The 22357-nt window shown below is 71.1% G+C and carries 22 protein-coding genes and 2 pseudogenes; 12 read left to right on the top strand and 12 right to left on the bottom strand.

The features are described 5' to 3' along the window. Position 1: 1 nt before the first annotated feature. Both B9W62_RS41260 and B9W62_RS27600 read left to right on the top strand, forming a co-directional pair. Positions 2–136: pseudogene (locus tag B9W62_RS41260) on the top strand (iron transporter); the annotation flags it as partial. Then, positions 99–1088 (top strand): SCO2278 family lipoprotein, encoded by a 990-nt coding sequence (locus B9W62_RS27600; RefSeq protein ID WP_179235704.1) that lies wholly within the window; start codon positions 99–101, stop codon positions 1086–1088. The pseudogene B9W62_RS41260 and the gene B9W62_RS27600, both read left to right, overlap by 38 nt. Before the next feature lie 24 nt (positions 1089–1112). Here B9W62_RS27600 and B9W62_RS27595 read toward each other — a convergent pair whose 3' ends face one another. The 6 genes from B9W62_RS27595 to B9W62_RS27565 all read right to left on the bottom strand — a co-directional run bounded on the left by B9W62_RS27595 (position 1113) and on the right by B9W62_RS27565 (position 7346). Next, positions 1113–1844 (bottom strand): bifunctional DNA primase/polymerase, encoded by a 732-nt coding sequence (locus tag B9W62_RS27595; protein ID WP_087809685.1) that lies wholly within the window; start codon positions 1842–1844, stop codon positions 1113–1115. Positions 1845–1949: 105 nt separating this feature from the next. Then, positions 1950–2606: a TetR/AcrR family transcriptional regulator gene (locus B9W62_RS27590; protein WP_087809684.1), complete on the bottom strand. Its 657-nt coding sequence runs from the start codon at positions 2604–2606 to the stop codon at positions 1950–1952. A 58-nt stretch (positions 2607–2664) separates the two neighbouring features. Next, a complete protein-coding gene (locus B9W62_RS27585) occupies positions 2665–3327 on the bottom strand; it encodes a response regulator transcription factor (RefSeq protein ID WP_179236132.1) in 663 nt (220 codons plus the stop codon). 31 nt (positions 3328–3358) lie between these two features. Then, positions 3359–4348, bottom strand: a complete 990-nt coding sequence (locus tag B9W62_RS27580) for a small ribosomal subunit Rsm22 family protein (RefSeq protein WP_087809682.1) — start codon at positions 4346–4348, stop codon at positions 3359–3361. A 515-nt stretch (positions 4349–4863) separates the two neighbouring features. Next, positions 4864–5910 (bottom strand): serine hydrolase domain-containing protein, encoded by a 1047-nt coding sequence (locus B9W62_RS27570; protein WP_087809681.1) that lies wholly within the window; start codon positions 5908–5910, stop codon positions 4864–4866. Between the two features lie 77 nt (positions 5911–5987). After that, positions 5988–7346 (bottom strand): multidrug effflux MFS transporter, encoded by a 1359-nt coding sequence (locus B9W62_RS27565; RefSeq protein ID WP_256976614.1) that lies wholly within the window; start codon positions 7344–7346, stop codon positions 5988–5990. A gap of 168 nt (positions 7347–7514) precedes the next feature. On the opposite strand from B9W62_RS27565, the gene B9W62_RS27560 reads away from it, so the two are divergent. Continuing rightward, on the top strand, positions 7515–8609 hold the full coding sequence (locus B9W62_RS27560; protein WP_256976613.1) for a Gfo/Idh/MocA family protein: 1095 nt from the start codon (positions 7515–7517) through the stop codon (positions 8607–8609). Here the strand turns inward: B9W62_RS27560 and B9W62_RS27555 are convergent. Beyond that, positions 8596–10266: an alkaline phosphatase D family protein gene (locus tag B9W62_RS27555; RefSeq protein ID WP_087809679.1), complete on the bottom strand. Its 1671-nt coding sequence runs from the start codon at positions 10264–10266 to the stop codon at positions 8596–8598. The genes B9W62_RS27560 and B9W62_RS27555 overlap by 14 nt on opposite strands. 132 nt (positions 10267–10398) lie before the next feature. On the opposite strand from B9W62_RS27555, the gene B9W62_RS27550 reads away from it, so the two are divergent. After that, complete coding sequence (locus tag B9W62_RS27550) at positions 10399–11190, top strand: SDR family oxidoreductase (RefSeq protein ID WP_087809678.1); 792 nt, start codon at positions 10399–10401, stop codon at positions 11188–11190. Positions 11191–11450: 260 nt separating this feature from the next. Here B9W62_RS27550 and B9W62_RS27545 read toward each other — a convergent pair whose 3' ends face one another. Further along, positions 11451–11777, bottom strand: coding sequence for a nuclear transport factor 2-like protein (locus B9W62_RS27545; protein WP_087809677.1), 327 nt, complete (start codon positions 11775–11777; stop codon positions 11451–11453). Positions 11778–11954: 177 nt separating this feature from the next. Between B9W62_RS27545 and B9W62_RS27540 the strand changes: the two genes are divergently transcribed. Further along, on the top strand, positions 11955–12497 hold the full coding sequence (locus B9W62_RS27540) for a DoxX family protein (protein ID WP_087809676.1): 543 nt from the start codon (positions 11955–11957) through the stop codon (positions 12495–12497). A 36-nt stretch (positions 12498–12533) separates the two neighbouring features. Further along, positions 12534–12872 carry a MazG-like family protein gene (locus tag B9W62_RS27535; RefSeq protein WP_087809675.1) on the top strand — a complete coding sequence of 113 codons (339 nt, stop codon included), beginning with the start codon at positions 12534–12536 and terminating at the stop codon, positions 12870–12872. A 94-nt stretch (positions 12873–12966) separates the two neighbouring features. Here the strand turns inward: B9W62_RS27535 and B9W62_RS27530 are convergent, their stop codons facing one another. Both B9W62_RS27530 and B9W62_RS27525 read right to left on the bottom strand, forming a co-directional pair. Continuing rightward, positions 12967–13977, bottom strand: coding sequence for a polysaccharide deacetylase family protein (locus B9W62_RS27530; protein ID WP_087809674.1), 1011 nt, complete (start codon positions 13975–13977; stop codon positions 12967–12969). Between the two features lie 34 nt (positions 13978–14011). After that, entirely contained in the window at positions 14012–15007 is a 996-nt protein-coding gene (locus B9W62_RS27525; protein WP_087809673.1) for a glycoside hydrolase family 11 protein, read from the bottom strand. Between the two features lie 229 nt (positions 15008–15236). On the opposite strand from B9W62_RS27525, the pseudogene B9W62_RS40895 reads away from it, so the two are divergent. From B9W62_RS40895 to B9W62_RS27495, 6 genes and pseudogenes are all read left to right on the top strand, one after another. Next, positions 15237–15344: pseudogene (locus B9W62_RS40895) on the top strand (LysE family translocator); the annotation flags it as partial. 826 nt (positions 15345–16170) lie between these two features. Next, a complete protein-coding gene (locus B9W62_RS27515) occupies positions 16171–17463 on the top strand; it encodes a helix-turn-helix domain-containing protein (protein ID WP_087809671.1) in 1293 nt (430 codons plus the stop codon). Beyond that, entirely contained in the window at positions 17460–18032 is a 573-nt protein-coding gene (locus tag B9W62_RS27510; protein WP_256976611.1) for a helix-turn-helix domain-containing protein, read from the top strand. The genes B9W62_RS27515 and B9W62_RS27510 overlap by 4 nt, the downstream gene beginning before the upstream one ends. 180 nt (positions 18033–18212) lie before the next feature. Next, the gene (locus tag B9W62_RS27505; protein ID WP_087809669.1) at positions 18213–18926 is read left to right on the top strand and encodes a ParA family protein; all 714 of its coding nucleotides are present in this window, start codon (positions 18213–18215) and stop codon (positions 18924–18926) included. Continuing rightward, entirely contained in the window at positions 18923–19780 is an 858-nt protein-coding gene (locus tag B9W62_RS27500; protein ID WP_087809668.1) for a hypothetical protein, read from the top strand. The genes B9W62_RS27505 and B9W62_RS27500 overlap by 4 nt, the downstream gene beginning before the upstream one ends. A 126-nt stretch (positions 19781–19906) precedes the next feature. After that, positions 19907–20233 carry a hypothetical protein gene (locus tag B9W62_RS27495; protein ID WP_087809667.1) on the top strand — a complete coding sequence of 109 codons (327 nt, stop codon included), beginning with the start codon at positions 19907–19909 and terminating at the stop codon, positions 20231–20233. Between the two features lie 38 nt (positions 20234–20271). Here the strand turns inward: B9W62_RS27495 and B9W62_RS27490 are convergent, their stop codons facing one another. After that, the gene (locus B9W62_RS27490) at positions 20272–21492 is read right to left on the bottom strand and encodes a helix-turn-helix domain-containing protein (RefSeq protein ID WP_087809666.1); all 1221 of its coding nucleotides are present in this window, start codon (positions 21490–21492) and stop codon (positions 20272–20274) included. Next, on the bottom strand, positions 21489–22289 hold the full coding sequence (locus B9W62_RS27485; RefSeq protein WP_087812134.1) for a hypothetical protein: 801 nt from the start codon (positions 22287–22289) through the stop codon (positions 21489–21491). The genes B9W62_RS27490 and B9W62_RS27485 overlap by 4 nt, the downstream gene beginning before the upstream one ends. Positions 22290–22357: the final 68 nt, after the last annotated feature.

Here is a 22357-nt window from a genome sequence, read left to right as displayed (position 1 = left end):
TGAGGTCACGGTGTGGCCGCTGTACCCGGTCCCGACGCTCGCCCGCCTCCTCGCCCCGGTAGGGTTCGCCTCCGGGAAGGGGAAGGTGAAGGAACCTGATGCGCCAGGATCGCGGCCCTCGAAGGCCCCGCAGGCTTGGGAAGTACGCGCTCATATCCGCCTCGGCGACCGCTTTGTCGCTGACGGCGAGCGGCTGCGTGGTGGTGCACGGTGAGCGCGAGGTGCTCCCCTCGGCCACCCGGGCCGAGGCCGCGAAGGCGCTGGAGCAGTTCACCACCGCGTACAACGCGGCCGACAAGGCGTACGACGCCTCCCTGGACGCCGACCACACCACCGGCGCCCTCGCCGCGATCGACTCGGCGCGGCTGAAGGCGGGCGCGGCCAACCACCCGGACGGCAATCCGGCGCACGAGCCGCTGGAGCTGACCGACGCGAAGTTCACGATCCCGAAGAAGGCGGGCTGGCCGCGCTGGTTCGTCGCGGACACCGAGGCCAACAAGGGCGGCACGGCACGCTGGTTGCTGGTCTTCACCCGGGACGGCCTGGAGGAGACCTGGGAGGCGGCGTACCTGACGCTGGTCGCGCCCGGCAAGGTGCCCGAGTTCAAGACCGACCAGGACGGCTGGGCCGAGGCCGTGCCCGCGAACTCCACCGACGTGAGCGTCCCGCCGGCCGACCTGAGCAAGGACTACACGACGTATCTGCAAGGCGGCGGCAAGACGTTCGCGGACGGTGTGCACACCAGCTCCTGGCGCGCACTGCGCGAGAAGCGGTCGACCCGCCCCGGCCTGGTCACGCAGTACATCGACGAGCCGCTGGCGAACGGCGACTACGCTCCGCTGGCGCTGCGCACGAAGGACGGCGGCGCGCTGGTGTTCTTCACCAGCCGGCACTTCGAGAAGCAGACCGCGGCACGGGGCGCGTCCGTGCCGACGCCGAACAAGGACGTGCTGGCGCTGACGGACGGCGAGATCAAGCAGTCGCTGACGATGGAGTTCGTCTCCAACGAGGTCGCGCTCGACCCGGCGGACGGACAGGTGTCGGTACTGGGCCGGGTCCAGGGCCTGACGTCGGGCAAGGGCGAGTAGCGGTACCCGCGCCCGCCCGGACGCTCAGCGGCGCAGCGGCCAGGAGGCTCCCTCGTGCTCGCTCTCCGTACCGGCATGCCGGGCGCAGGCGTCGGTGAGGGTCTCCAGCAGGGTCAGCGGATCCGGCAGCGGGTGCTCGGGGCCGCGCACCCAGTGCACGGTCCGGTCCTCGCCGGGGAGCCGGGCCGGCGGTACCAGCACATAGGAACCGCGGCAGTGCCAGCGCAGTCCGGGGTGCTCGTCCATGGTCTCGGGGTGGCAGTCCAGCTCGCAGGGCCACCACTCGTCCTCGTCCTCGGGGGTGCCCCGGGTGAGGGTGAACAGCAGCATGCGCCCGTCGTCGCTCTCGGCGACCGGCCCGACCTCGACACCGGCGTCGAGCAGCCGCTCCACCGCCTCCCGGCCGGCCTCCAGCGGCACGTCGAGCACGTCGTGCACCATGCCGGTCGCGGTGATGAAGTTGGCCTCGGGCTGGTGCCGGGCCCAGCGCTCGACCTGGGCGCGGTCGGTGGTGGACTGCGTCTGCCAGGCGAACGACACCGGGTGCCGGGCAGGGGTGGGGCAGCCCACGCGGTCGCAGGAGCAACGGTATCCGGCGGGGTGCGCGGCGGGCGCCAGGGGCAGTCCGGCACCGGCGGCGGCGAGCAGCAGATCCTCCCGGCCGCCGTCTCCGGCGACCTCCTTGGGCCGGCGTCCGCGCAGCCACGAGGAGAGTTTGCCCTGTAGACCGCTCCGACCGCCGAACTCCGCGCTCATCTATCCCCTTGCCTCGCCGTCGTGCGCTCCAGCATGCCCTATCGTCGCACCATTCAGCGCTTCGGGGTCGCGAAGGGACAAACTTCCCTGGTCAGGCTTCTTTGGTCAGCGCGGGGCGAGCCCGTGCAGCGCGTAGTCGACGAGGGTGTCGGTGTAGGCGTAGGAGACCGGTGCGGTGTGCTGGAGCCAGCGCTGGGCGAGCGGTGAGACGAAGAGTTCCAGCGCGATGCGCGGGTCGATCTCCGGCCGCACCTGTCCGGCCGCCTGGGCGGCCCGCAGACGGTCGACGTGGAGCTGGAGCGACGGCTCCAGGAGCTTGGCCACGAACTCCCGGCCGAGCTGTTCGTTGACGAGCCCCTCCGCGGCCAGGGCGCGGGACGGCGCCTCGAACTTCGGGTCGTACAGCTGGTCGACGGTGGCGCGCAGTACGGCCTTGAGGTCGGCGGCGATGTCGCCGGTGTCCGGGATGGCGTAGGGCGCGTCCTGCCCCTGCGCGTGCACGGCCTGTTCCCCGAGGTCGAGGAAGGCCTCCAGCAGGACCTCCGCCTTCGAGGACCACCACCGGTAGATCGTCTGCTTGCCGACGCCGGCGCGGGCGGCGATGCCCTCGATGGTGGTCTTCGGGTAGCCGACCTCGCCGACCAGGGCGAGGGCGGCGTCGTAGATGGCCTGGCGGGACCGCTGGCTGCGCCGGGTGGCGTCGGGGTGCGGCCGCTCGGGGGCGGCGGTCGTGGTGCGGGCGGACTTCCGAATGGTGGCCATGCTCCGAAGCTACCAGGTCGACAAGACGGACCGTCTCGCCGCGCGTGGGCCGGGCCGCTCAGTGGCGCGGCGCCCGCGCGTTCTCCAGATAGTGCAGGACGGCCGCCACCCGCCGGTCGACCTGGTCGGCCGGGGACAGGTCGAGCTTGGCGAAGATGCTGCGGATGTGCTTGTGGACGGCGCCGTCGGTGACCACGAGCCGCCCGGCGATGGCGCTGTTGCCCAGGCCCTCGGCCATCAGCCCGAGCACCTCCCGCTCCCGCGGGCTGAGACGTTCGAGACGGGTGTCCTGCCGGGTCCGGGTGAACAACTGGGCGACGACCTCCGGGTCGATGGCGGTACCGCCGCCCGCGACCCGCCCGAGCGCGGCCATGAACTCCTCGACCCGCCCGACGCGCTCCTTGAGCAGGTACCCCAGACCGCCCACTCCTCCGGTCAGCAGGTCGGTGGCGAAGGACTGCTCCACGTACGCGGACAGCACCAGGACGGCGAGTCCGGGGCGCCGCCGCCGCGCCTCGACGGCCGCGCGGACCCCTTCATCCGTATGGGTGGGCGGCATGCGCACGTCCAGGATGGCCACGTCGGGCTCGTGCTCGTCGATGGCGGCGAGCACCGACTCGGCGGTGTCCGCGGTGGCCACCACGTCCAGGCCCTCGGCACGCAGCAGCAGGGCGAGCCCCTCGCGCAGCAGCGGATCGTCCTCGGCGATCACGATCCGCAGGGCGCGGTGCACGTCACGTTCCACTTCTTCCTCAGTCCTCCCCCGGCGGCCAGGAGTCGCCCCAGGCCGCGTCGCGGGCCGCCTTGTACAGGTCGCCGTGCCGCTTGGTGACCGTACGCCGCCGAAGCTGCTCGTCGGGCTCGCAGAGGTCGAGCAGCACCTGTCCCTTGCGGATCTGCGGACGCCGGACCACGCGGGAGGCGGCGGGCTCGGCGGGGAGCCGGGTGGCGGCGACGTAGCTGAACTTCTCGTCCTCGTACGCGAGGGACCCGCTCTTGACCTGCCGGTGCAGACTGGACCGGCTGACGCGCGCCGCGAAGTGGCACCAGTCCGTGCCGGGCACGATGGGGCAGGCGGCACTGTGCGGGCAGGGCGCGGCGACCCGGAACCCGGCGGCGATCAGCCGGTCGCGGGCCTCGATGACGCGGGCGTACCCGGCGGGCGTGCCGGCCTCGACGATCACGACGGCGCGCGCGGCGCCGGCGGCGGCGTCGACGAGGGCGGCGCGGTCGGAACCGGTCAGCTCGTTGAGTACGTAGGACACCGTGACGAGATCAGCGCTCCCGAGGTCGAGCGCCGCTCCGATCCGCGCACGCCGCCAGCGGGTCTCGCGCAGCGCGGGCAGCGATGCGGCGATCTCCCGGCCGAGGGCGAGTGCGGGTTCGGCCCAGTCGAGCACGGTCACCGGACGCGTCCCGCCCCAGGTGTCGCTGACCGCCCAGGTCGCGGCGCCGGTCCCGCCGCCCACGTCCACGTGGCTGTCGGGCACCCATCCCGGCACGGCCGCGGCGAACGCGTGCAGCGCCGAGCGCACCGCGGCGAAGGTGGCGGGCATGCGGTAGGCGGCGTACGCGACGACGTCGGCGCGGTCGCGCAGGATGGGGGCGTCGGTGGGGGTGTCCCCGCGGTAGTTGGCGATCAGCCGCTCCACGGCCTGCGCGGCCTGCCGGGGCGGCAACCCGTCGACGAGGTCGGCGAGAGCGGCGCGCAGGGCGTCGGCGGGGGCGGCGGGGTGGTTCACCCGGCGATTGTACGAGGCACTCCGTGGGGGGCGTGCGGTCCGGCGTTCCCTTGGCACCCCGGGTGAGCGCGGGCGCGGGGGTGGGTCGCGCGGCCCGGCGTTCCCCTCGCACCCGGCGTGGGTGCGGGCGCGGGGGTGGGTCGCGTGGCCCGGCGCTGCCGGGGTGCCGCCGCGCCCACCCGTGCCGCCCCAGCGGCACGATTGCCCGCGGTTGCGGGGGCGGATGGTGACGCGGCGGGAAAGCCGCGTACGGCGGGAAGGGGTCGTGTCGGGGGGTGTTCGCCCGCAGCGGTTGGCGCGTCAACGCCGGGAAGATCCGTGGCCAACCGATTCCGCGCCGTTCCGAGGACGAACACCCCCCCGGCGCGGCCCCGACCCACCCACCGGACGCACCGCGAACCGCGCACCCCCACCGAACCCGCACAGGCGCCGCAGGCATAGCGCGCACCCCCACCACCCCCCACACACGCCGCACGCACCCCGCTCAACCGCCGGAGGCACCCGCACGCGTCGGGTCAGACCCGCACCGCCCGTGCTACCCCCGTACACAGCGCCGCGCGCGGCGCGTTGTCCGGTGCGCGGCGGCGTGGGTGGACCGTGTTGGCGAGGAGCACCGCGAACGTGTCCGTCGTCCGGTCGAGGACCAGCATCGTCCCGGTGAACCCGGTGTGCCCGGCCGCCCCCCGCCCCGCCAGCTCCCCCATGAACCACGGCTGGTCGAGGGCGAAGCCCAGCCCCGGTTCGGCGAGCAGCAGATCCACGAAGTCCGGCCCGAGGATCCGCGCCGGCCCGTGGGAGCCCCCCGCGAGCAGCGTCCGGCAGAAAACCGCGAGGTCCCGCCCCGTCGAGAACAGCCCCGCGTGCCCGGCCACCCCGCCCAGCGCCCACGCGTTCTCGTCGTGCACGACCCCGCGCAGCATCCCCCGGTTCGCCTTGGCCCACGGCCGCCGCTGGTCCTCCGTGGCCGCCGCCCCCGGACACGGCCCGAAGCGCGTCGCCGCCATCCCCAGCGGCCGGGTGATCCCGTCCCGGACGAGGACGTCAAGACCCCGCCCGGTAATGCGCTCCAGCACCTGTTGCAGGAGCAGCATGTTCAGGTCCGAGTAGCAGTACGTGCCCGGCACCCCCACCGGCGGCTCCGCCCGCAGCCGCCGCAGCCGTTCCTCGTCGTCGGCGCAGTCGTACAGCGGGAGTTCGGGCCGCAGCCCGGAGGTGTGGGTGAGCAACTGCCGTACGGTGATCCCGTGCCGCGCCGCGGCGTGGAAGTCCGGCAGGTAGGCGCCGACCTCCGCGTCGATGCCGAGCGTGCCGCGCTCGATCTGCTGCACGGCGGCGACCGCGGTGAACAGCTTCGTCAGCGAGGCGAGGTCGAACGGCGTGTCCACGGTCGCCGGCACCCACGAGTCCGTCGGCAGCTCCACGTCCGTGCCGGCGCGCGGGTCGTGGGAGGCGTAGCGCACGGCCCAGCCCGCCGCCTCCTCGACGGCGAGCACGGGCCCGCGCCCGACGGCCACGACGGCGCCCGCCGCCCAGGGTCGTTCGCCGGCAGTGAGGTCGTGCACCCCGGCGACGACCCGACGGAGCTCCCCGGGGTCGAGTCCGGCCCGCTCCGGGGTGTCGGCGCGCAGTCTCGGAGCGCTCAGTTGTCCGCTCCCTTGCCTTCGCTCTCACCGGCTCCCCCACCGGCTCCCCCACCGGCCCCCGGCCCGGCGAGGCCACCCCCGGCCGAGGGCCGCCGGCACAGGGTCACGAGGAAGCCGAGCGCCACCACCGCGGCCACCAACTGCACCACGGCCATCGGTACGGCGGTGTCCTCCCCCGCGATCCCGACCAGCGGGGAGGCGACCGCGCCGATGAGGAAGGAGGAGGTGCCGAGCAGCGCGGAGGCGGAGCCGGCGGACGTCTTGACCCGCATCAGCGCGAGCGCCTGGGTGTTGGGCAGGCTGATGCCCATCGCCGACATCAGCACGAACAGCACGGCGGCGACCGGCCCGAGCCCGACCTCGCCGAAGACGTCCAGGGACATCAGCAGCAGCACGGTCGCGGCGGCGATCACGATGACGAGGCCGAGGCCGAGCACCCGGTCCAGCCTGGCCCGCCCGACGAGGATCTTGCCGTTGATCTGCCCGACCACCACGAGGCCGATCGAGTTGAGGCCGAACAGCAGGCTGAACGTCTGCGCGGACGCCCCGTAGATCTCCTGCATGACGAACGGCGACGCCGCCACGTAGGCGAACAGCGAGGCGAAGGCGAAGCCGCCCACGAGCATGTACCCGGTGAAGGCCCGGTCCGCGAGCAGGCCGCGCATCGCGCGCAGGGTGTCGCCGACACCGCCCGCGTGCCGCTCCTCGACGGGTAGTGTCTCCGGCAGCCGGGCCCAGACGACGACGCCCAGCACCACCCCGACCACCACGAGGACGACGAACACGCCCCGCCAGTCCGTCACGCGCAGGATCTGCCCGCCGATGAGCGGCGCCACGACCGGCGCGACGCCGGAGATCAGCATGAGGGTGGAGAAGAAGCGGGCCATGGCCACGCCGTCGTACAGGTCGCGTACGACGGCCCGGGAGATGACGATCCCGGCGGCGCCCGCGAGTCCCTGGACCAGCCGGAAGGCGACGAGGAGTTCCACGTTCGGCGCGACGGCGCACAGCGCGGTGGCGACGACGTAGACGGCGAGACCGGCCAGCAGCGGGCGACGCCGCCCCCACTTGTCGCTCATCGGTCCGACCACGATCTGCCCGAGGGCCATGCCGGCCAGGCAGGCGGTGAGCGTGAGCTGCACGGTGGCGGCCGGTGCGCCCAGGGACCGGGTGACCTCCGGGAGCGCGGGGAGGTACATGTCCATCGCCAGCGGCGGCGTGGCGGTCAGGCTGCCGAGGATGAGGGTGACGAGAAGGCTGATACGCCGGGCGGCGGGCGGTGTTCGCGGTATGGGTGGCGACTGGGACGACTGAGACGTTTGCGGCATGTACGTGGACGGCCCGCGCTCGGGCATGTGATGTGCCCCTCCCTCTTCTACAGATCCGCCACCTATGCTCTCAGCTCGTACGCAGTTGAACGAACAAACTCGAACAACGCACGAGCGCCGCACGAGCGACGCACGACGAACGACGAACGACGAACGACGAATAGACCTGAGCGAGGGTGGGGCAGGGTGTCAGCGGTGACCGGGCAGAAGGTGCGCTGGGGGATTCTCGCGACCGGCGGGATGGCGGCGAGGTTCGCGGCGGATCTGGTCGATCTGCCGGACGCGGAGGTCGTGGCGGTGGCCTCGCGGACGGAGGCGTCGGCGAAGGCGTTCGCCGAGCGGTTCGGGATACCGCGGGCGTACGGCGGATGGGAGGCGCTGGCGCGGGACGAGGACGTCGACGTGGTGTACGTCGCGACCCCGCACTCGGCGCACCGGACCGCGGCCGGCCTGTGCCTGGAGGCGGGCCGGAACGTGCTGTGCGAGAAGCCGTTCACCCTGAACGCGCGCGAGGCGGCGGAACTGGTCGCGCTCGCCCGTGCGAAGAACGTCTTCCTCATGGAAGCGATGTGGATGTACTGCAACCCGCTGGTGCGCCGCCTGAAGACACTGGTCGCCGACGGCGCGATCGGCGAGGTCCGCAGCCTCCAGGCGGACTTCGGCCTCGCGGGCCCCTTCCCGCCCGCGCACCGGCTCCGCGACCCCGCGCAGGGCGGCGGCGCGCTGCTGGACCTGGGGGTGTACCCGGTGTCGTTCGCGCAGCTCCTGCTCGGCGAGCCGTCGGACGTCGCGGCGCGAGCAGTGCTCTCCGAAGAGGGCGTCGATCTCCAGACCGGAGCACTGCTCTCCTACGAGAGCGGCGCTCTCGCCTCCGTGCACTGCTCCATCACCGGCGGTACGCCCAACTCCGCCTCGATCACCGGCTCCGAGGGCCGCATCGACGTCCCGAACGGCTTCTTCTTCCCGGACCACTTCGTGCTGCACCGCACCGGCCGGGACCCGCAGGAGTTCCGGGCCGACCCGGCCGACGGCCCCCGCGAGAGCCTGCGGCACGAGGCCGAGGAGGTGATGCGGGCCCTGCGCGCCGGGGAGACCGAGTCACCGCTGGTCCCCCTCGACGGCACGCTGGCCGTGATGCGGACGCTCGACGCGATCCGGGACCGCGTCGGCGTCCGCTACCCGGGAGAAACGGAAGGAACGGAAGGAACGGAAGAAACAGCAGGAACGGAAGGAACGGAACGAACAGGGGAACCCGGAGACACGACGGAGCCGGTCGTCACACCGGCTTGAGCCCCGGCTCCCCCGCCTCCGTCACGAAGGACCCGGCGGTCGTGAGCGCCGCACCCTCGGTGCTGACGTGGGACACCGTCTTGAAGTCGGTGCGCGCCGACTGGCGCCCCAGGGACACCGTCGCGTAGCCGCGCAACCCGTTGAAGAACTTCAGGTGCGGGTTGGCGGTCATGAGGGTGTCCCAGTTGGACGGCTTCGCCGAGCCGTCGCGGCCGCTGGTGATCGAGGTGGTGACGATCTCCGTGCCGACGGTCCGGGAGCCGGGGTCGGAGAAGTCCCGCTTGATGTCGAAGCCGTAGGAGACGTGCACGTCGCCGGTGAGGACCATGAGGTTCTCGATCCCGGCGGCCTGCGCGCCGGCCAGGACCCGCTCGCGGGAGGCCGGGTAGCCGTCCCAGGAGTCCATGGAGACCTTGGACGGCGTGCTGGTCATGTTGTAGCGCTGGGCGAAGGTGACCTGCTGGGGCACCACGTTCCACAGGGCGTTCGACCGGTGCCAGCCGTTGATCAGCCAGCGCTCCTGGGCGTCGCCGGTGAGCGTGCGGCCCGGGTCCTCGGACTCGGGCCCGGGGAACTGCCAGCCGTCGCCGTACGCCTGGTTGGAGCGGTACTGCCGGGTGTCGAGGACGTCGAACTGGGCGAGCCGCCCCCAGTGCAGGCGGCGGTAGAGCTTCAGGTCCGGGCCGTCGGGCAACTGCGGGCGCCGCAGCGGCATGTTCTCCCAGTAGGCGCGGTAGGCGGCGGCCCGGCGGATGAGGAACTCCTCCGGTGGGACGCTGTTCTCCGGGGTCTCGTCGGCGTAGTTGTTCTCGGTCTCGTGGTCGTCCCAGGTGACGACGAAGGGGTGCGCGGCGTGCGCGGCCCGCAGGTCGGGGTCCGACTTGTAGAGGGCGTACCGCAGGCGGTAGTCCTCCAGCGTCACCGTCTCGTGGTTGAAGTGGGCGGGCACGGTGCCCGCGGGGTAGGCGCGGGAGCCGCCGGTGGCGTTCACGGCGTACTCGTAGAGGTAGTCGCCGAGGTGGAAGACGACGTCCACGTCCTCCTGCGCCAGGTGCTTGTACGCGGTGTAGTACCCCTCGTCGTACTTCTGGCAGGAGACGAGGCCGAAGGTGAGGTCGGAGACCCGGCTGTGCTGCGCGGGGGCGGTGCGGGTGCGGCCGGCCTCGCTGACGTAGCGGCCGGCGCGGAAGCGGTAGTAGTAGACGTGGCCGGGCGCGAGGTGGTCGACCTCGACGTGCACGGTGTGGTGGAACTCGGGGTGGGCGGTGGCCCGGCCCCTTCTGACTACGCGGCGGAACCGTTCGTCCAGGGCCACCTCCCAGCTCACCTCGACGCGTTTGGCGGGCAGTCCGCTGTCGGCCTGGTACGGGACCGGGGCCAGGCGCGTCCACAGCAGCACCGAGCCGGGCTGCGGGTCGCCCGAGGCGACGCCGAGCGTGAAGGGGTCGGCGGTCAGCTGCGCGGCGTCCAGCTCGGCGGCGCTCGCGGTGCCGGCGGCCGGCAGGTTCACGGAGAAGGCGAGCGCGGCGGCGGCGCCGGTGACGGTCAGGAAGCGGCGGCGCCCCAGACTGCGGGCGGCGGCGCGGAGTTCGGGCGCGTGCGAGGACTGCGACTGGGCCGGGACCGGGGTCGGGGCCTGGTGGTTCGCGGGTGTCATCCGTTCCTCCCCTTGCGGTGGTTGCAAGGGGAATTCGAAGGGCCGGGAGCGACCCGAGCTTGGCGCGGACATGGCGATCGCGTGTCGGACGGATGAGTTCGGGATGTTCCGCGACCCGTACGCTGCGGACTCATGAACACCGTGAAAACCAGCGACGAGGAAAGCACCGGCGCACGGAAGGTCGCCGTCGTCACGGGCGCCGGTTCCGGCATCGGCCGGGCGGTCGCCGTCGAACTGCTCGCCGCCGGCTGGTCGGTGGCGTTGGCCGGCCGCCGCCCGGAGCCCCTGGCGCAGACGGCCGCGGCGGCACCCGCGGGCGGCGGCACACCGCTCACCGTCCGCGCCGACGTGTCCCGCCCCGAGGACGTGGCGGCCCTGTTCGGCGCCGTGCGCGACCGGTTCGGGCGACTGGACCTGCTGTTCAACAACGCCGGGACGTTCGGCCCCGGCGGCGTGCCGGTCGAGGAACTGCCCTACGAGGCCTGGCGGCACGTGGTGGACACCAACCTCAACGGGGCGTTCCTGTGCGCGCAGGCGGCGTACCGGCAGATGAAGGAGCAGGACCCGCAGGGCGGCCGGATCATCAACAACGGTTCGATCTCGGCCCACACGCCGCGCCCGCACTCGGTGGCGTACACGGCGACCAAGCACGCGCTGACCGGCCTGACGAAGTCGCTGTCGCTGGACGGCCGTCCCTACGGCATCGCGGTCGGCCAGATCGACATCGGCAACGCGGCGACCGACATGACGGCCGGCATGCAGACCGGCGCGCTCCAGGCCAACGGGGAGACGGCACCCGAGCCCGTGATGGACGTCGCCGACGTGGCGCGCACGGTGCGGCACATGGCCGAACTCCCCCTGGAGGCCAACGTGCAGTTCGCGACGATCATGGCGACGGCGATGCCGTACGTGGGGCGCGGCTGAGCGCACGCCGCGCGGCACCCGACGAGTCACACAATCGGAATTTCAAGGTCCACGGTATTGCGGCCGGTGGAGGACGTATGCTCAAATCTCCTTCACCAGAACTTCACACTTGAAGCGCCGGCCTTCCACAAGGCATCTCCGCAAGGCTCCTCCACGAGGCGCCTCGGCGGCGCTCCATGGCCACACCGAGGGGGGAGGCGGCAGCCGTTCCGTCCACCGGCGCACCGGTGGACGGAACGGCTGCCGCACCGTTTTCCCGGTTACGCCTGCCCGGTCTCGAAGCGGGCGATCCGGCCCTCCTCGTCCACGGTGAAGTCCCACCGGGTCCGCATCTCGCCCCAGGTGTCGTTGCGGTAGCGGGCGATGAGGGCGCGACCGCCGTTCGACTCGTTGTCGACCTCCAGGTGACCGTTGGAGGAGAAGATCTCCTGGTCGATCCACTGGTCGAGGTTCCGGTCGTCTCCGTCGTCGGCCATGGTGGCGTCCGGCGCGAGCAGCGCGAGGAAGGCCTCGCGGTCGTGGGCGTTGACGGCGGCGACGAAGGCGCGGACGGCCGGGTCGCTGAGTCGCGTGGTCTGAATGGTCATGGCCGCAGCGTCACACCGGCTCCGCACCCCCGCCACCGGGCCCGCCACCGAGCCCGCCACCGGGCCCGCCGTCCGCCACCCGCCCGCCACCACCCGAACGGCGCCCGGTGACGGGCCCGGACGCCGCCGACGGGAGACGGTGGGCAGATGAGCCGCCGCTGCCCGCGAGGAGTCGAAGTGAAGTGCTGTGACCGGCGTGACGTGGGGTTGCTGCTGCTCCGTCTGGGCGCCGGCGGTGTCCTGGCCGCGCACGGTACGCAGAAGCTGCTCGGCTGGTTCGGCGGCGGGGGCATCGGGGAGACCGGCCGGGCGATGGAGGCCATGGGCTACGCGCCGGGACGGGCCAGCGCCACCGCGGCGGGCCTCGCCGAGGCGGGCGGCGGGACGCTGCTGGCACTGGGCCTGGCCACTCCGGCCGCGGGCGCGGCGGCGGCCGGCGCGATGGTGGGCGCCGCGGCGGTGCACGCCCCGAACGGCTTCTTCGCCCAGGCCGGCGGCTACGAGTACGCCGTCTCCCTCGGCCTGACCGCCGCCGGCCTCGCCGTCTCGGGCCCCGGCCGCCTCTCCCTGGACCACGCCCTCGGCCACGCGGTCAACCGGAACTGGATGGTCCCCGCCGCCCTCGCGGTGACGGCGGCGGCCACGACGGTCGTCGTGGGGGCGCGGAACAGGCGGCTGCGCAGGGCGGCGGAGGGGCACCAGGAGCCGCTGTTCGAGTGACGGCCCGGCAGCCGGGACCATGGCACGCTGCTCCCCATGAGCGACCATCCTGACGGCGGGCGAGCCGACCTGTGGAGCACGATCGACGAGCTGTGGAAGTGGCTGGAGGCGGACCAGCCCGTCGGCGGCCGGGAGGGCCTGCTGCTGCGCATGCTGAAGCTGTCGGAGGAGGTCGGTGAGGTCGCCGAGGCGGTGATCGGCGCGATCGGCCAGAACCCGAGGAAGGGCGTCACCCACACCTGGGACGACGTGGAGGCGGAGCTGTGCGACGTGGTGATCACGGCGATGGTGGCCCTGCGGACCCTGACACCCGAGGCCCGGGAGGTCTTCGGCCGGCATCTGGCACGGGTGGCGGGGCGCTCGCTGGGTGACTGAGGGGACCGGGACCTTGTGCCCAGGTCCTGGGCCCCGGCCCCCGGAGGCCCGCACCCGTGGGAGTCGGTCACGGGTGCGGACCGGTCGGGGCCGGTCAGCCCGCGGTGCAGGAGACGCTCGGCCAGGTCCAGTTGCCGTTGGCCTGGATGGTGGCCCCCCAACTGCTCCCGCTGCCATTCGACTTGGCGGTCAGCGTCTGCGCACTCGGGTAACTGGCATTGACGTTCCAGGTCGACAAGACCTTCGCCGGGGACGGCACGTTCATCGTCACCGTCCAGTCACTGGCACCGCTGACGGAGACGTTGAGGTTGTACCGGTCCCCCCACCGCTGCCCGGCGGACAGCGTCGCGGTACAGGCACCGCCACCGCCCCCGCCGTTGTCGCCGCCACCACCGTCGGGAGCGACCGCGCGGCCGGTCTGCGGCGAGATCATGCCGGAGCACAGCCCCTTGTTCGCCAGGGTCTGGGCAATGCGCGGTATGGCCGCGAGCGTATTGGCCGGCCAGTCGTGCATGAGGATGACCTGGCCGTTGCCGAGCCGCGAGACGGCCTGCACGATCGCGTCGGTACTGGCGTTGTTCCAGTCCTGGGAGTCGACGTCCCAGATCACCTCGGTCAGCCCGTACTTGGCCTCGACCGACCGGAGCGTCGCGTTGGTCTCGCCGTAGGGCGGCCGGAACAGCTTGGGCGTCCCGCCGCCCGCGCTCGCGATCGCCTGCTGGGTCCGGGAGATCTCCGAGTCCATCTGGGCCTGGCTGAGCTGGGTCATGTGCGGGTGGGTGTAGCTGTGGTTGGCGACCCACATCCCGGCGTCGACCTGGGCCCGGACCAGCGAGGGGTTCTGGGCGGCGTACTGCCCCTGGTTGAACATGGTGGCCCGCAGCCCGTTCTGCCTGAGCGCGTTGAGCAGGGACTGGGTGCTGCCGGAGGGGCCGTCGTCGAAGGTGAGCCCGACGTAGCCGTTGCACGCCGCGGCCTGGGCCGGAGCACCCCCGGCCGCGACGGTGCCCGCGGCGGCGAGCGCGGTGACGGCGACACCGGAGGCCAGGGTGCGCAGGGTGCGCAGGGTGCGCGAGGACGCGCGTGATCCGATACTGGTACGCATACGAGTGATTCCTCCTCTCCGCTGGTGCGTTGGGTCAGCCCGCGGTGCAGGAGACGCTCGGCCAGGTCCAGTTGCCGTTGGCCTGGATGGTGGCGCCCCAACTGCTCCCGCTGCCGTTGGACTTGGCGGTCAGCGTCTGCGCGCTCGGGTAACTGGCATTTACGTTCCAGGTCGACAAGACCTTCGCCGGGGACGGCACGTTCATCGTCACCGTCCAGTCACTGGCACCGCTGACGGAGACGTTGAGGTTGTACCGGTCGCCCCACTTCTGCCCGGCGGACAGCGTCGCGGTACAGGCACCGCCACCGCCCCCGCCGTTATCGCCGCCGCCGGTCCCCCCGACGTTGATGTTGGAGCTGCCGCTGCTCTGGTAGCCCTCGGTGGCCATGATCATGTAGTAGCTGAAGTTGCCGAGCGGCATCCCGGCCCGCGCCCACGCGTCGAAGTGGTTGCCGGTGGTGATGGTGCCGCCGGTCCGCTTGGACTGCCGGACGCTCCAGTACTGGTCGAAGGTGCGGGTGCCCTCGACGGAGGGGGCGTTGTACCGCGTCGTCTTGTAGATGTCGTACGTACCGCCGTCGGTGGTGACGGTGCCCTTGAACTCGCCCGTGGGCCGGTAGGTGCCCCAGTTGTCGACGATGTAGTACTCGACGAGCGGGTTCGACGTCCATCCGTAGAGCGCCAGGTAGGCGTTGCCGGACGGGTTGAAGCTGCCCGAGTACTGGACGGTTCTGCGCCCGCCGTTGCTCCAGCCCTTGCCCGCGACGAAGTTGCCGGTGTTGCGCCACGAGGTGCTGTACTGACCGCCGGAGCCCATGTTCATGGAGACGGTGCCCTGGCTGTCGGTCCAGAACGAGTAGTAGTAGCCGTTGTTGGTGCCCTCCTGGTTGGTCGTGACGACCGTGTCCGCCTGGGCGGTGCCCGGCAGCATCAGAGCGGCGAGCGCGGCGAGGGCGACGGCCCAGGCGCTCCGGACGAGCAGGGTGACGAGACCGCGTCTGCGACGCCTCGGCGGGACGAGCAGGTTCATGGGGGGTGTTCCTCTCCTGCGGGTTCGGACAACGGCGACAGTGTTGACCTGCACCCATCAAGCGTCAACAGTTTCGGTAAATGTTTCGAAACCTTCGACGGGCAGGAAACCGGCGCCGTCGACCCAAACACACAGATCAGCTCGCACTCACCCCTGGGCAACACCCTGCAAACAGAAACCCCCCACCAGAGCCTCCAGAAAGGAGGATGCACATCACCGAAACTTTCGACCTACCGTTCTGTTCGTGATCGGGCGGGCGCTGGCCCAGGGCCAGGCCGCGCTGACCACGGTCGTGGGGAACACGGTGGGCGCCTACGTGCTCGTCGGAAGCGCGGCTCGTTGCGGGCCGCGGTCACTGCGGACGGGAGTGGTTCGCCCGCTCACCCCCGGCGGCTCACGATGATCCGCCTCGGCTCACGGTCGCGGCGACAGACCGCAAGGACCGACGCGCGCGGATTCGGCTCGGGGCACGGAACCACCGCCCCTGCCCGGGGCCGGTGAGCGGCAGACGAGTCGGGCTGTACGCCGGGTTCTCCTGGAGCACCTTCCTGACCTGCACTTTTCCGAGGTCGGACCGGCTGTGACCTGCTAGGACGGGTTGCAGAGGCGACCGGAGGCAGTCAGAGGAAGCCGCTCTGATTCGACCCCGATTCGAACCGAGCTGCTCGGAGTCAGTCAGAGGCAATCGCCATCTGTTTGACTCCGAGCCGGCCGAGGTCGGGACGGTGTCGGACGGGTCAGGACTTCTCTGGCAGCGTTCCGAGCCGGTCTCGGTCGAGCCGCGATGGGGACGCCTGCCTCCGGTGCGGAGCCAGGCATACGAAAGCCTCCAGGACGGCCATCCTGGAGGCTTCGCTTGGCACCGATTGGAGGTCGGTTCCGGACACCACCCGTGGTTTTAGCGGGCCCGGGTGGCGTCCACGTCCTTGCGAGACGACCCCACAGTGCCACATCACACCCAGCGGGCAGACTCACCCCGACGTCCAATTCACCCGAGCGAGCGACTGGGCCTTCACCGGCTGCCCAGAGCAGCGGCTGACCTTGTCCTGCTCGGAGACCTCACCGGCCGCTATGCGGCGGGAAGCTACAGCAGGCTCGGCTCCGACGGCCGAACCGCGGTCCTGCGCGATGTCCGTCAGGGCGCAGCCGAGCACGGTCACCGGATGACGGCGGCCATCGCCTGCCACGTCGCCCGCGTCGGCGGAACCATCGACGAGCTGAGCCGGCTGCTGCTCCACCCCGACCACGAGGGTGGTCGGCACGCCCAGCACGTTGCGCTGCGCTCCGGGCAGGCACGGGCCCTGGACTACATCCGCCGAGTGTGGGCCAGTGCCTCAGCCGCAGTGGCCAGCACGCGGGTCGTGGAGTCGCGACAGCAGGCGTACGAGGTTCTCGCCGCGCTGCGGGACCGGATCGAGACGACGCCGTGGCAAGGGGAACGCGGAAGGACAGCACTGCGGGTGCTGCGGGCGCATCTGAACTTCGCCGAGATCGCGGGCGGACCCCTGCATCACGCCAGTGAGCGGCAGACCGCCGAGGAGGCCGGGATCTCCCGGACGACGCTGCGGGTTGTCTACGAGACCGTTCTCAAGCCGCGCGGATGGCTGCGCCGCCTGCGGGTCGGCCATGGCCGGGAGGGGTCCGCCTGGTACGTCGGTGACGGCAGCGCCCACGGCCATGGCGTTCCCACTTCGTTGTCTCGTTCCCGGACCACTCAGTACCCCCCCGACCTGGCACTTGAGGAGTGGCCCACCCCTGAGACAGGGACCGCGGCCGAGGCCGACATCGACTCCACCGTCATCGGCCGTCTGATGGGCCACGACGCCTTTGCCCACCACGGCCTCGGCAGTTCCGCTCTGGTGATCCTTGGCGCGCTTCATGCCCGGCCGGCTCAGACCGTCGGCGAGCTCGTCGGCTCGGCATCGGTGCCTCGGGCCACCGCCTACCGGGCCTTGCGCCGCCTGGCCGACCACGGCCTCGTGCATCACCGCGGAGAAACCTGGACCCTCGCGCCTCGCGCGCTGGAGGGCTTCGGTGCCAACACGCTGGATGCCGGGCCCGACCGAGCCGTACACCCGGCACAAGGATGGGACGTGGTCGCCCAGCAGTACGGCACCGCAGGCGTCGCGGCCCGGCGCATGGCCCTGCACGCGGCCGAGCGGGCGGCCTACCGGGAGGCGCTGGAGCGGCTGTCGGAGCACCGCAGCCCGGCCGTGGTGATCGTCCGCGACGACCGCCAGATTCTGGTTCCGGCACCCCGCCCCGACGAGATCTCCTGCGCGTGGCACGCCCCAGGCGGGCGTGTTCTCGACCCGGTCACGGGCCACCCTCACGCCGAATGGCGCGTGGCCACCGACGGCCGACTGATCCTCATCACCCCATCGGACCAGCGCACTTATGACGAGCTGGCCGCCGCCCATGCCGAAGCCCTCAGCGAATGGGAGTCCCTCGCATGAACCCAGAGCCCCCGGTCACATCCGATGCGAGCAAGGCGGTGACGCCCGAGGCCCTGCGCAAGCAGTACGAGGCCGGTGCAACGGTCGACGAACTCGTCGCCGCCAGTGGGCTGTCGTATGGCACGGTCCTCAACCGGCTGCGCGAGGCCAAGACCGGGATGCGCACGTCGTGGCAGACCCGTCGGATGCGCCAGGATCCGCACGCGCGCCAGCGCCTCGCGGCCCACCTGCGTGCCCTGTACGAGCAGCACGGCGCGACCCTCACCGAGCTCGCCGTGGCGGGGGCTGGGACGAGGCGTACTGCCCGACGCCTGCTGATCGAGGCCGGCGGCGCTGTGCGCACCCCGCAGCAGACGCTTCGGATGCGCGGCGCGGCGCGGGCCGTCGAACGGCACAAGCTCGCGCTGTCCCTGCGGGCACGGTACGAGGCTGGCGCCACGGTCCCGGACCTCGCCCAGAAGTGCAACTACTCGGTCGCCACCGTCTACCGGCTCCTGCACCAGGCCAGCACCAGGATGCGTCCCCCGCACAACCACGGCCCAGCGCGTGCACCGAGGAAGCGGTCATGAACGCCCCCGCCCAGCCCGGTGTCTCCCGCCGTGCCCGACAGATCAATAAGTCGACCGAGCACAGTCCCGGGCACAGCGCTGCCGCACGGGCCCCTCCGTCGGTAGGCAGCCGCCAGCCCTGTCGGCCCGTCGACGCACATCGGACAACGCACCTTCCCAATTTCAGGAGATCAAGCTCACGTGAACGAGAACACCCGCATGAAGACCCTGGCTGCGGCCGCAGCCCGCGCCTGGGACGCCTTCGTCATCGTCGTCGGCATGCTAAAGGGCGGCACGGGCAAGACCACCTCGGCCTGGTTCATCGCCCTCTACTACGCCGTCGTTCTGGGACTGCCGACGCTGCTCCTGGACGCCGACGCGACCAGCCAGTCCGCCTATGACTGGTTCAAGGTCGCCAAGGCCGAGGGCTTCGAGATCCCGGAGAACCTCGTGGTCGAGCGGTACCCGTTCGACGACATCGCCGACTACATCCGCGAGAAGCGGTCCGAGTTCGGCGCGATCGTGGTCGACGCCGGCGGCGGCAGCGCGAAGCTGTTCCACGAGGCTGTTACCGAGGCGAACCTGCTGCTCGTGCCCATCGCCCCCACCAAGATCGAACGCCGCAAGCTCGTGGCCACCTTCGACGAGGCCGAGCGCGCCGCCGCCCACAACGAGCGCGACATCACCGCCCACGTCGTTCTGGTCAAGGCCGACGACCGCACCAGCCTGCCCCGCACCGCGAAGGACAAGCTTCTGGAACCCGCCAAGGGCGAGGGCATCGGCCCGAACCGCGACGAACCGTTCCCCCTCGCCGAGACCACCATCCACTCCTGGGTGCACTACATGGAGGCCTTCGGCGAGATCCCGACCGAGCTGAGCGAGTACGCCGAACTGATGAAGGAGCTCACGGCATGAGCGAGCGTATGAAGCCCCCGGCCCGCCGCACGGGCCGCACCCTGGGCGGAGCCAAGAAGGCGACGCCTCCACCCCCGCCGCCGACTGCCGAACTCACCCCCGAGCAGTACGCCGCCGAACAGGCCGCCACCCACGGCGAAGACCCCCGCGCTGCCGACGAGTCGAAGGTTCAGTCCGCTCGTCTCGCCGTTCCCGCCGAGGCATCGGCGCACGGCCGGACCGAGGAGGTTACCGAGGCCGCGCAGACCTCCACCCAGCCGGCTGTTGAGCAGAGCGGCTCCGTCCCGGAGCCGACCGTCAGTCAGCCGATTCGCCCGACCGCCGTCACCCCCGAGGCGGGGACGGCGGCCGCCGGAGAACCGCTGGAGCAGCAGGTGCCTCCGGCGGTTCCCGCTCCCGAGCCCGGAGCTCCTGCGGTCCAGGCCACGCAGCCGTCCGAACCTGCTGCGCGGCATGGCTCGTCCCAGGCCACGTCCGTGGCTGCTGATGTGGCTCGGGCCGCCGAGGTGGCGGTTCGCTCTGCCATTCCTCCGGTGGCTGGCAGTACGGCGTTCCCGGTGAGGTCGGAGGACCCGGGGGCTCACCAGGAACAGGACGCTCGATCGCAGGAGGCACCCAACCACGGGACGCCGTATGCACACGGCCAGGGCCGTCCTAAGGACGTTCCGGAGGTCGCCGCCGTCCTCAATCAGCGCATCATCGCGCGGGAGAGCCTCGACTCGTCGGTCCCCACAGCGCTGAAGCTAAAGAAGCGGATCAAGCGCTTCGCGCTGGACAACGAACTCGATCACCTGCCCATCGGCGACATCGTCTCGGTCGCACTGGACGAGTGGCTCACCGCCCGCGGGTTCTGAGCCCGACTGCAGTACACGAGGGGCGGCCTACCCACAGGGGGCTGCAGCCGCCCCTCGTGCCGACTATTCCCATAGCCATCTAGACGGATAGCTATCCGCCTAGCCGGAACGACCGGAGCAGCTCTCGTGCCCGACCACTCCGCCTTCGCCCGTCGATTGCGGGAAATCGCCAACGCACTCGACGTCGAGTGCCAGCCAACCGACGACGCTTTTGCACCGCATCCCGACACACTGGATGTTCTGAGGAGCCGACACACCAAACGCGGACAGCTAAACCACGCCGTCCCGGAAGACCTCCAGCTTCAGCGCCGGATCCGCCGATGCAGCGCCGACACCGACCTACCTCACGGCGACATCGTTGCCCTCGCGCTCGACGTCTGGCTCCGGGCCAGAGGCTATCCGCCCGAGCCGAGCACCGAGGGGGCAAGGAGACAAGCTGACGATCAGTGGTGAGGGTGGAGCGGCATCACGCGATCTTCGGAGGATTGCTGTCACGGCCGCTCTGCGGTTTCCAGGGAACGCAGTCCCTTCCTGCGTTCCAGTAGTGACACCACTCGCCCGCTAGCCTGTTGACCAGTGCCTGACGACGTTGTCAAGGCGGGTGTTTCGGTGTCCGGCGTTCGGGCCGTCACTGTCCGGAACAACTCCGCCGGTACGCGGCACTGTGCCACTAGTTGGGACTCGTCAATGCCTTCTTGCGTCAGCAGTTCCACGGCTCTTGGCAGAAGGGACGGCTGCTCGATGGCGCTGACCAAGCCAGGCTCATTCCGGCGCCAGCCGCGAGCTGAAATGGTCGTCATGGCATTGCGGTAGGACGTGTCGCTGAGCTGGCCGAGCCACCGGGCCCGGTACAGAAGAGCCTGCATGCTGACGCCCCACTGCTCCTTCAGCCTGGCCAGTGTTCGCCAAACGGTGCTGCTCATGGTGACAGGAAGCAGGTTCCGGAACTGGTCGGCGGGCATCAGCAGCTCGGCGGCAAAGCGATGTGCTTGGGCCTCGACGATCCTCCCGCCAGGCTCTGCGTCGCCGTGCATGACCAGATGTCCTAGCTCGTGGGCCACGTCGAACCGTTGACGGTAGTAGTCCCGTTTGATCGGATTGAGCACCACCACGGGCCGAAGTCTGCTATCGAACGAGTAGGCGTCCACGGTTGCTGCCTGCGGTGGGCTGAAGACCACGAGAACGCCGCGGTTCTCGAGCATCCTGACGAGGTGCCCAACTGGTCCATTCCCGATCTCCCATTCCTGACGCACCAGTTGCGCCGCGCGTTCCGGGCCGTCGCCGTCCAGGTCCTCGGCGGACACGGGAAAACTGGGGACGTCAGGGTCCGGAAGTTCGACGTGCCGCTCGAAGCTGGCCGTGATGTCCACGGCGAGCTGGCCATAGGCGTAGGCCTGGTCTCGGGCCCGTTGGCTGGTGGAGCGAAGCGAGCGGAAGTGTGGTGCCGTGCTGAGAGCGGCAACGTCCTCAGCACGGACTGCGAAGAAACCCGGGTCGACTGACAGGCTCAGCGCCAGTTGCGCCACCGTGGCGGCGGTGGGTCTCTTCGCTCCGGACTCCCAGGCCGCCACGGCGGTAGGGCTTTTGTCGACCAGGGCGGCCAGGTCACTCTTGCGCAGGCCTGCCAGGTGCCTCGCTAGTTTGAGGCGGGCGCTGTCGAAGAGCGGGGCGACCTCTGCCGCCCGGTCGATCGTAGATGTACGTGAACTCACCCTTCACCACTAGCACGGTTGTCCTGGCGTTTCTGCCCGGGGCGGCGCAGACGGACAGGTGCGTCCGGCACGATGTTCGGCCCGGTCGGCAGTGGCGTGTCATCTGTGCGGCGTCCGCCGTCAGAGGGCGGCGCGCTCAGGATGTCGTGCCGCCAATGCCACGCCTGTCCCCCGCCGTTGTTGAGCCGGGGACGTCCGAAGATCAGTTCCATCCGCCCGCTAAGGGGATCAAGGCTGTGAGCGACGACATACGTGGTGAGGTCGAGCTCCAGCTCTGTGGCCAGTTCCTCCAGGCCGATGAGCTCTTCCGACTCCAAATCCTCGAAGAGCGAGGGCTGCGGCAGCTCAAGGGCCTGTTGGCGGGCCACACGCTGCTTCGTCGGACTCTTCCGGGGCCAGGGCAGCCGGTCAAGGCTGCCGAAGTCGCCCGAAGCGAGTAGGAAGCGGCGCTCCCCGTGCGCCCAGCCGGGGCTGCCGTTGAGGTCGGCGCGTCGCACCAGCCCCGCGTCCAGCAGTGGCATGGCGTCGATGTCCCGTTCGGACAACTGGTCGTACAGCAGGTCGAGGTCGGCGTCGTCGTTGCCGGAGCGCACCGCGTAACGCTCGCAGGCGAAGACACGGTCGAGGCGATCGCGGAAAAGGGTGTACCTGAGGTTGCCGAGCAAGGCCGCGTCATGGCCGTCGGCCTCGGAGTACGTCTCCAATGCCCGAGCAGTAGCGCTCAGATAGGCCCAACGCACGCCGGTCAGCAGACCGGCGTCGCCGAGTTCCGCGATGACATCCTGCTGTTCACTCACGTCGGCAAAGGTACACCACATCCAGTAGTTTGCGCGTCAGAATAAACCGTTCTGGCGTGTCGACGCAC

The sequence above is a fragment of the Streptomyces sp. CS113 genome (assembly GCF_002188365.1).
GTDB classification, from domain to species: Bacteria; Actinomycetota; Actinomycetes; order Streptomycetales; family Streptomycetaceae; genus Streptomyces; species Streptomyces tendae.
The sequence above is the reverse complement of the archived record's forward strand: the minus strand, read 5'-3'. Positions and strand labels throughout refer to the sequence as shown.

Coding starts and splice junctions, on each gene's coding strand:
- B9W62_RS27600 (WP_179235704.1), top strand. CDS start 99: ATGCGCCAGGATCGCGGCCCTCGAAGGCCCCGCAGGCTTGGGAAGTAC.
- B9W62_RS27595 (WP_087809685.1), bottom strand. CDS start 1,844: ATGAGCGCGGAGTTCGGCGGTCGGAGCGGTCTACAGGGCAAACTCTCC.
- B9W62_RS27590 (WP_087809684.1), bottom strand. CDS start 2,606: ATGGCCACCATTCGGAAGTCCGCCCGCACCACGACCGCCGCCCCCGAG.
- B9W62_RS27565 (WP_256976614.1), bottom strand. CDS start 7,346: ATGCCCGAGCGCGGGCCGTCCACGTACATGCCGCAAACGTCTCAGTCG.
- B9W62_RS27555 (WP_087809679.1), bottom strand. CDS start 10,266: ATGACACCCGCGAACCACCAGGCCCCGACCCCGGTCCCGGCCCAGTCG.
- B9W62_RS27550 (WP_087809678.1), top strand. CDS start 10,399: ATGAACACCGTGAAAACCAGCGACGAGGAAAGCACCGGCGCACGGAAG.
- B9W62_RS27545 (WP_087809677.1), bottom strand. CDS start 11,777: ATGACCATTCAGACCACGCGACTCAGCGACCCGGCCGTCCGCGCCTTC.
- B9W62_RS27535 (WP_087809675.1), top strand. CDS start 12,534: ATGAGCGACCATCCTGACGGCGGGCGAGCCGACCTGTGGAGCACGATC.
- B9W62_RS27530 (WP_087809674.1), bottom strand. CDS start 13,977: ATGCGTACCAGTATCGGATCACGCGCGTCCTCGCGCACCCTGCGCACC.
- B9W62_RS27525 (WP_087809673.1), bottom strand. CDS start 15,007: ATGAACCTGCTCGTCCCGCCGAGGCGTCGCAGACGCGGTCTCGTCACC.
- B9W62_RS27515 (WP_087809671.1), top strand. CDS start 16,171: ATGACGGCGGCCATCGCCTGCCACGTCGCCCGCGTCGGCGGAACCATC.
- B9W62_RS27510 (WP_256976611.1), top strand. CDS start 17,460: ATGAACCCAGAGCCCCCGGTCACATCCGATGCGAGCAAGGCGGTGACG.
- B9W62_RS27500 (WP_087809668.1), top strand. CDS start 18,923: ATGAGCGAGCGTATGAAGCCCCCGGCCCGCCGCACGGGCCGCACCCTG.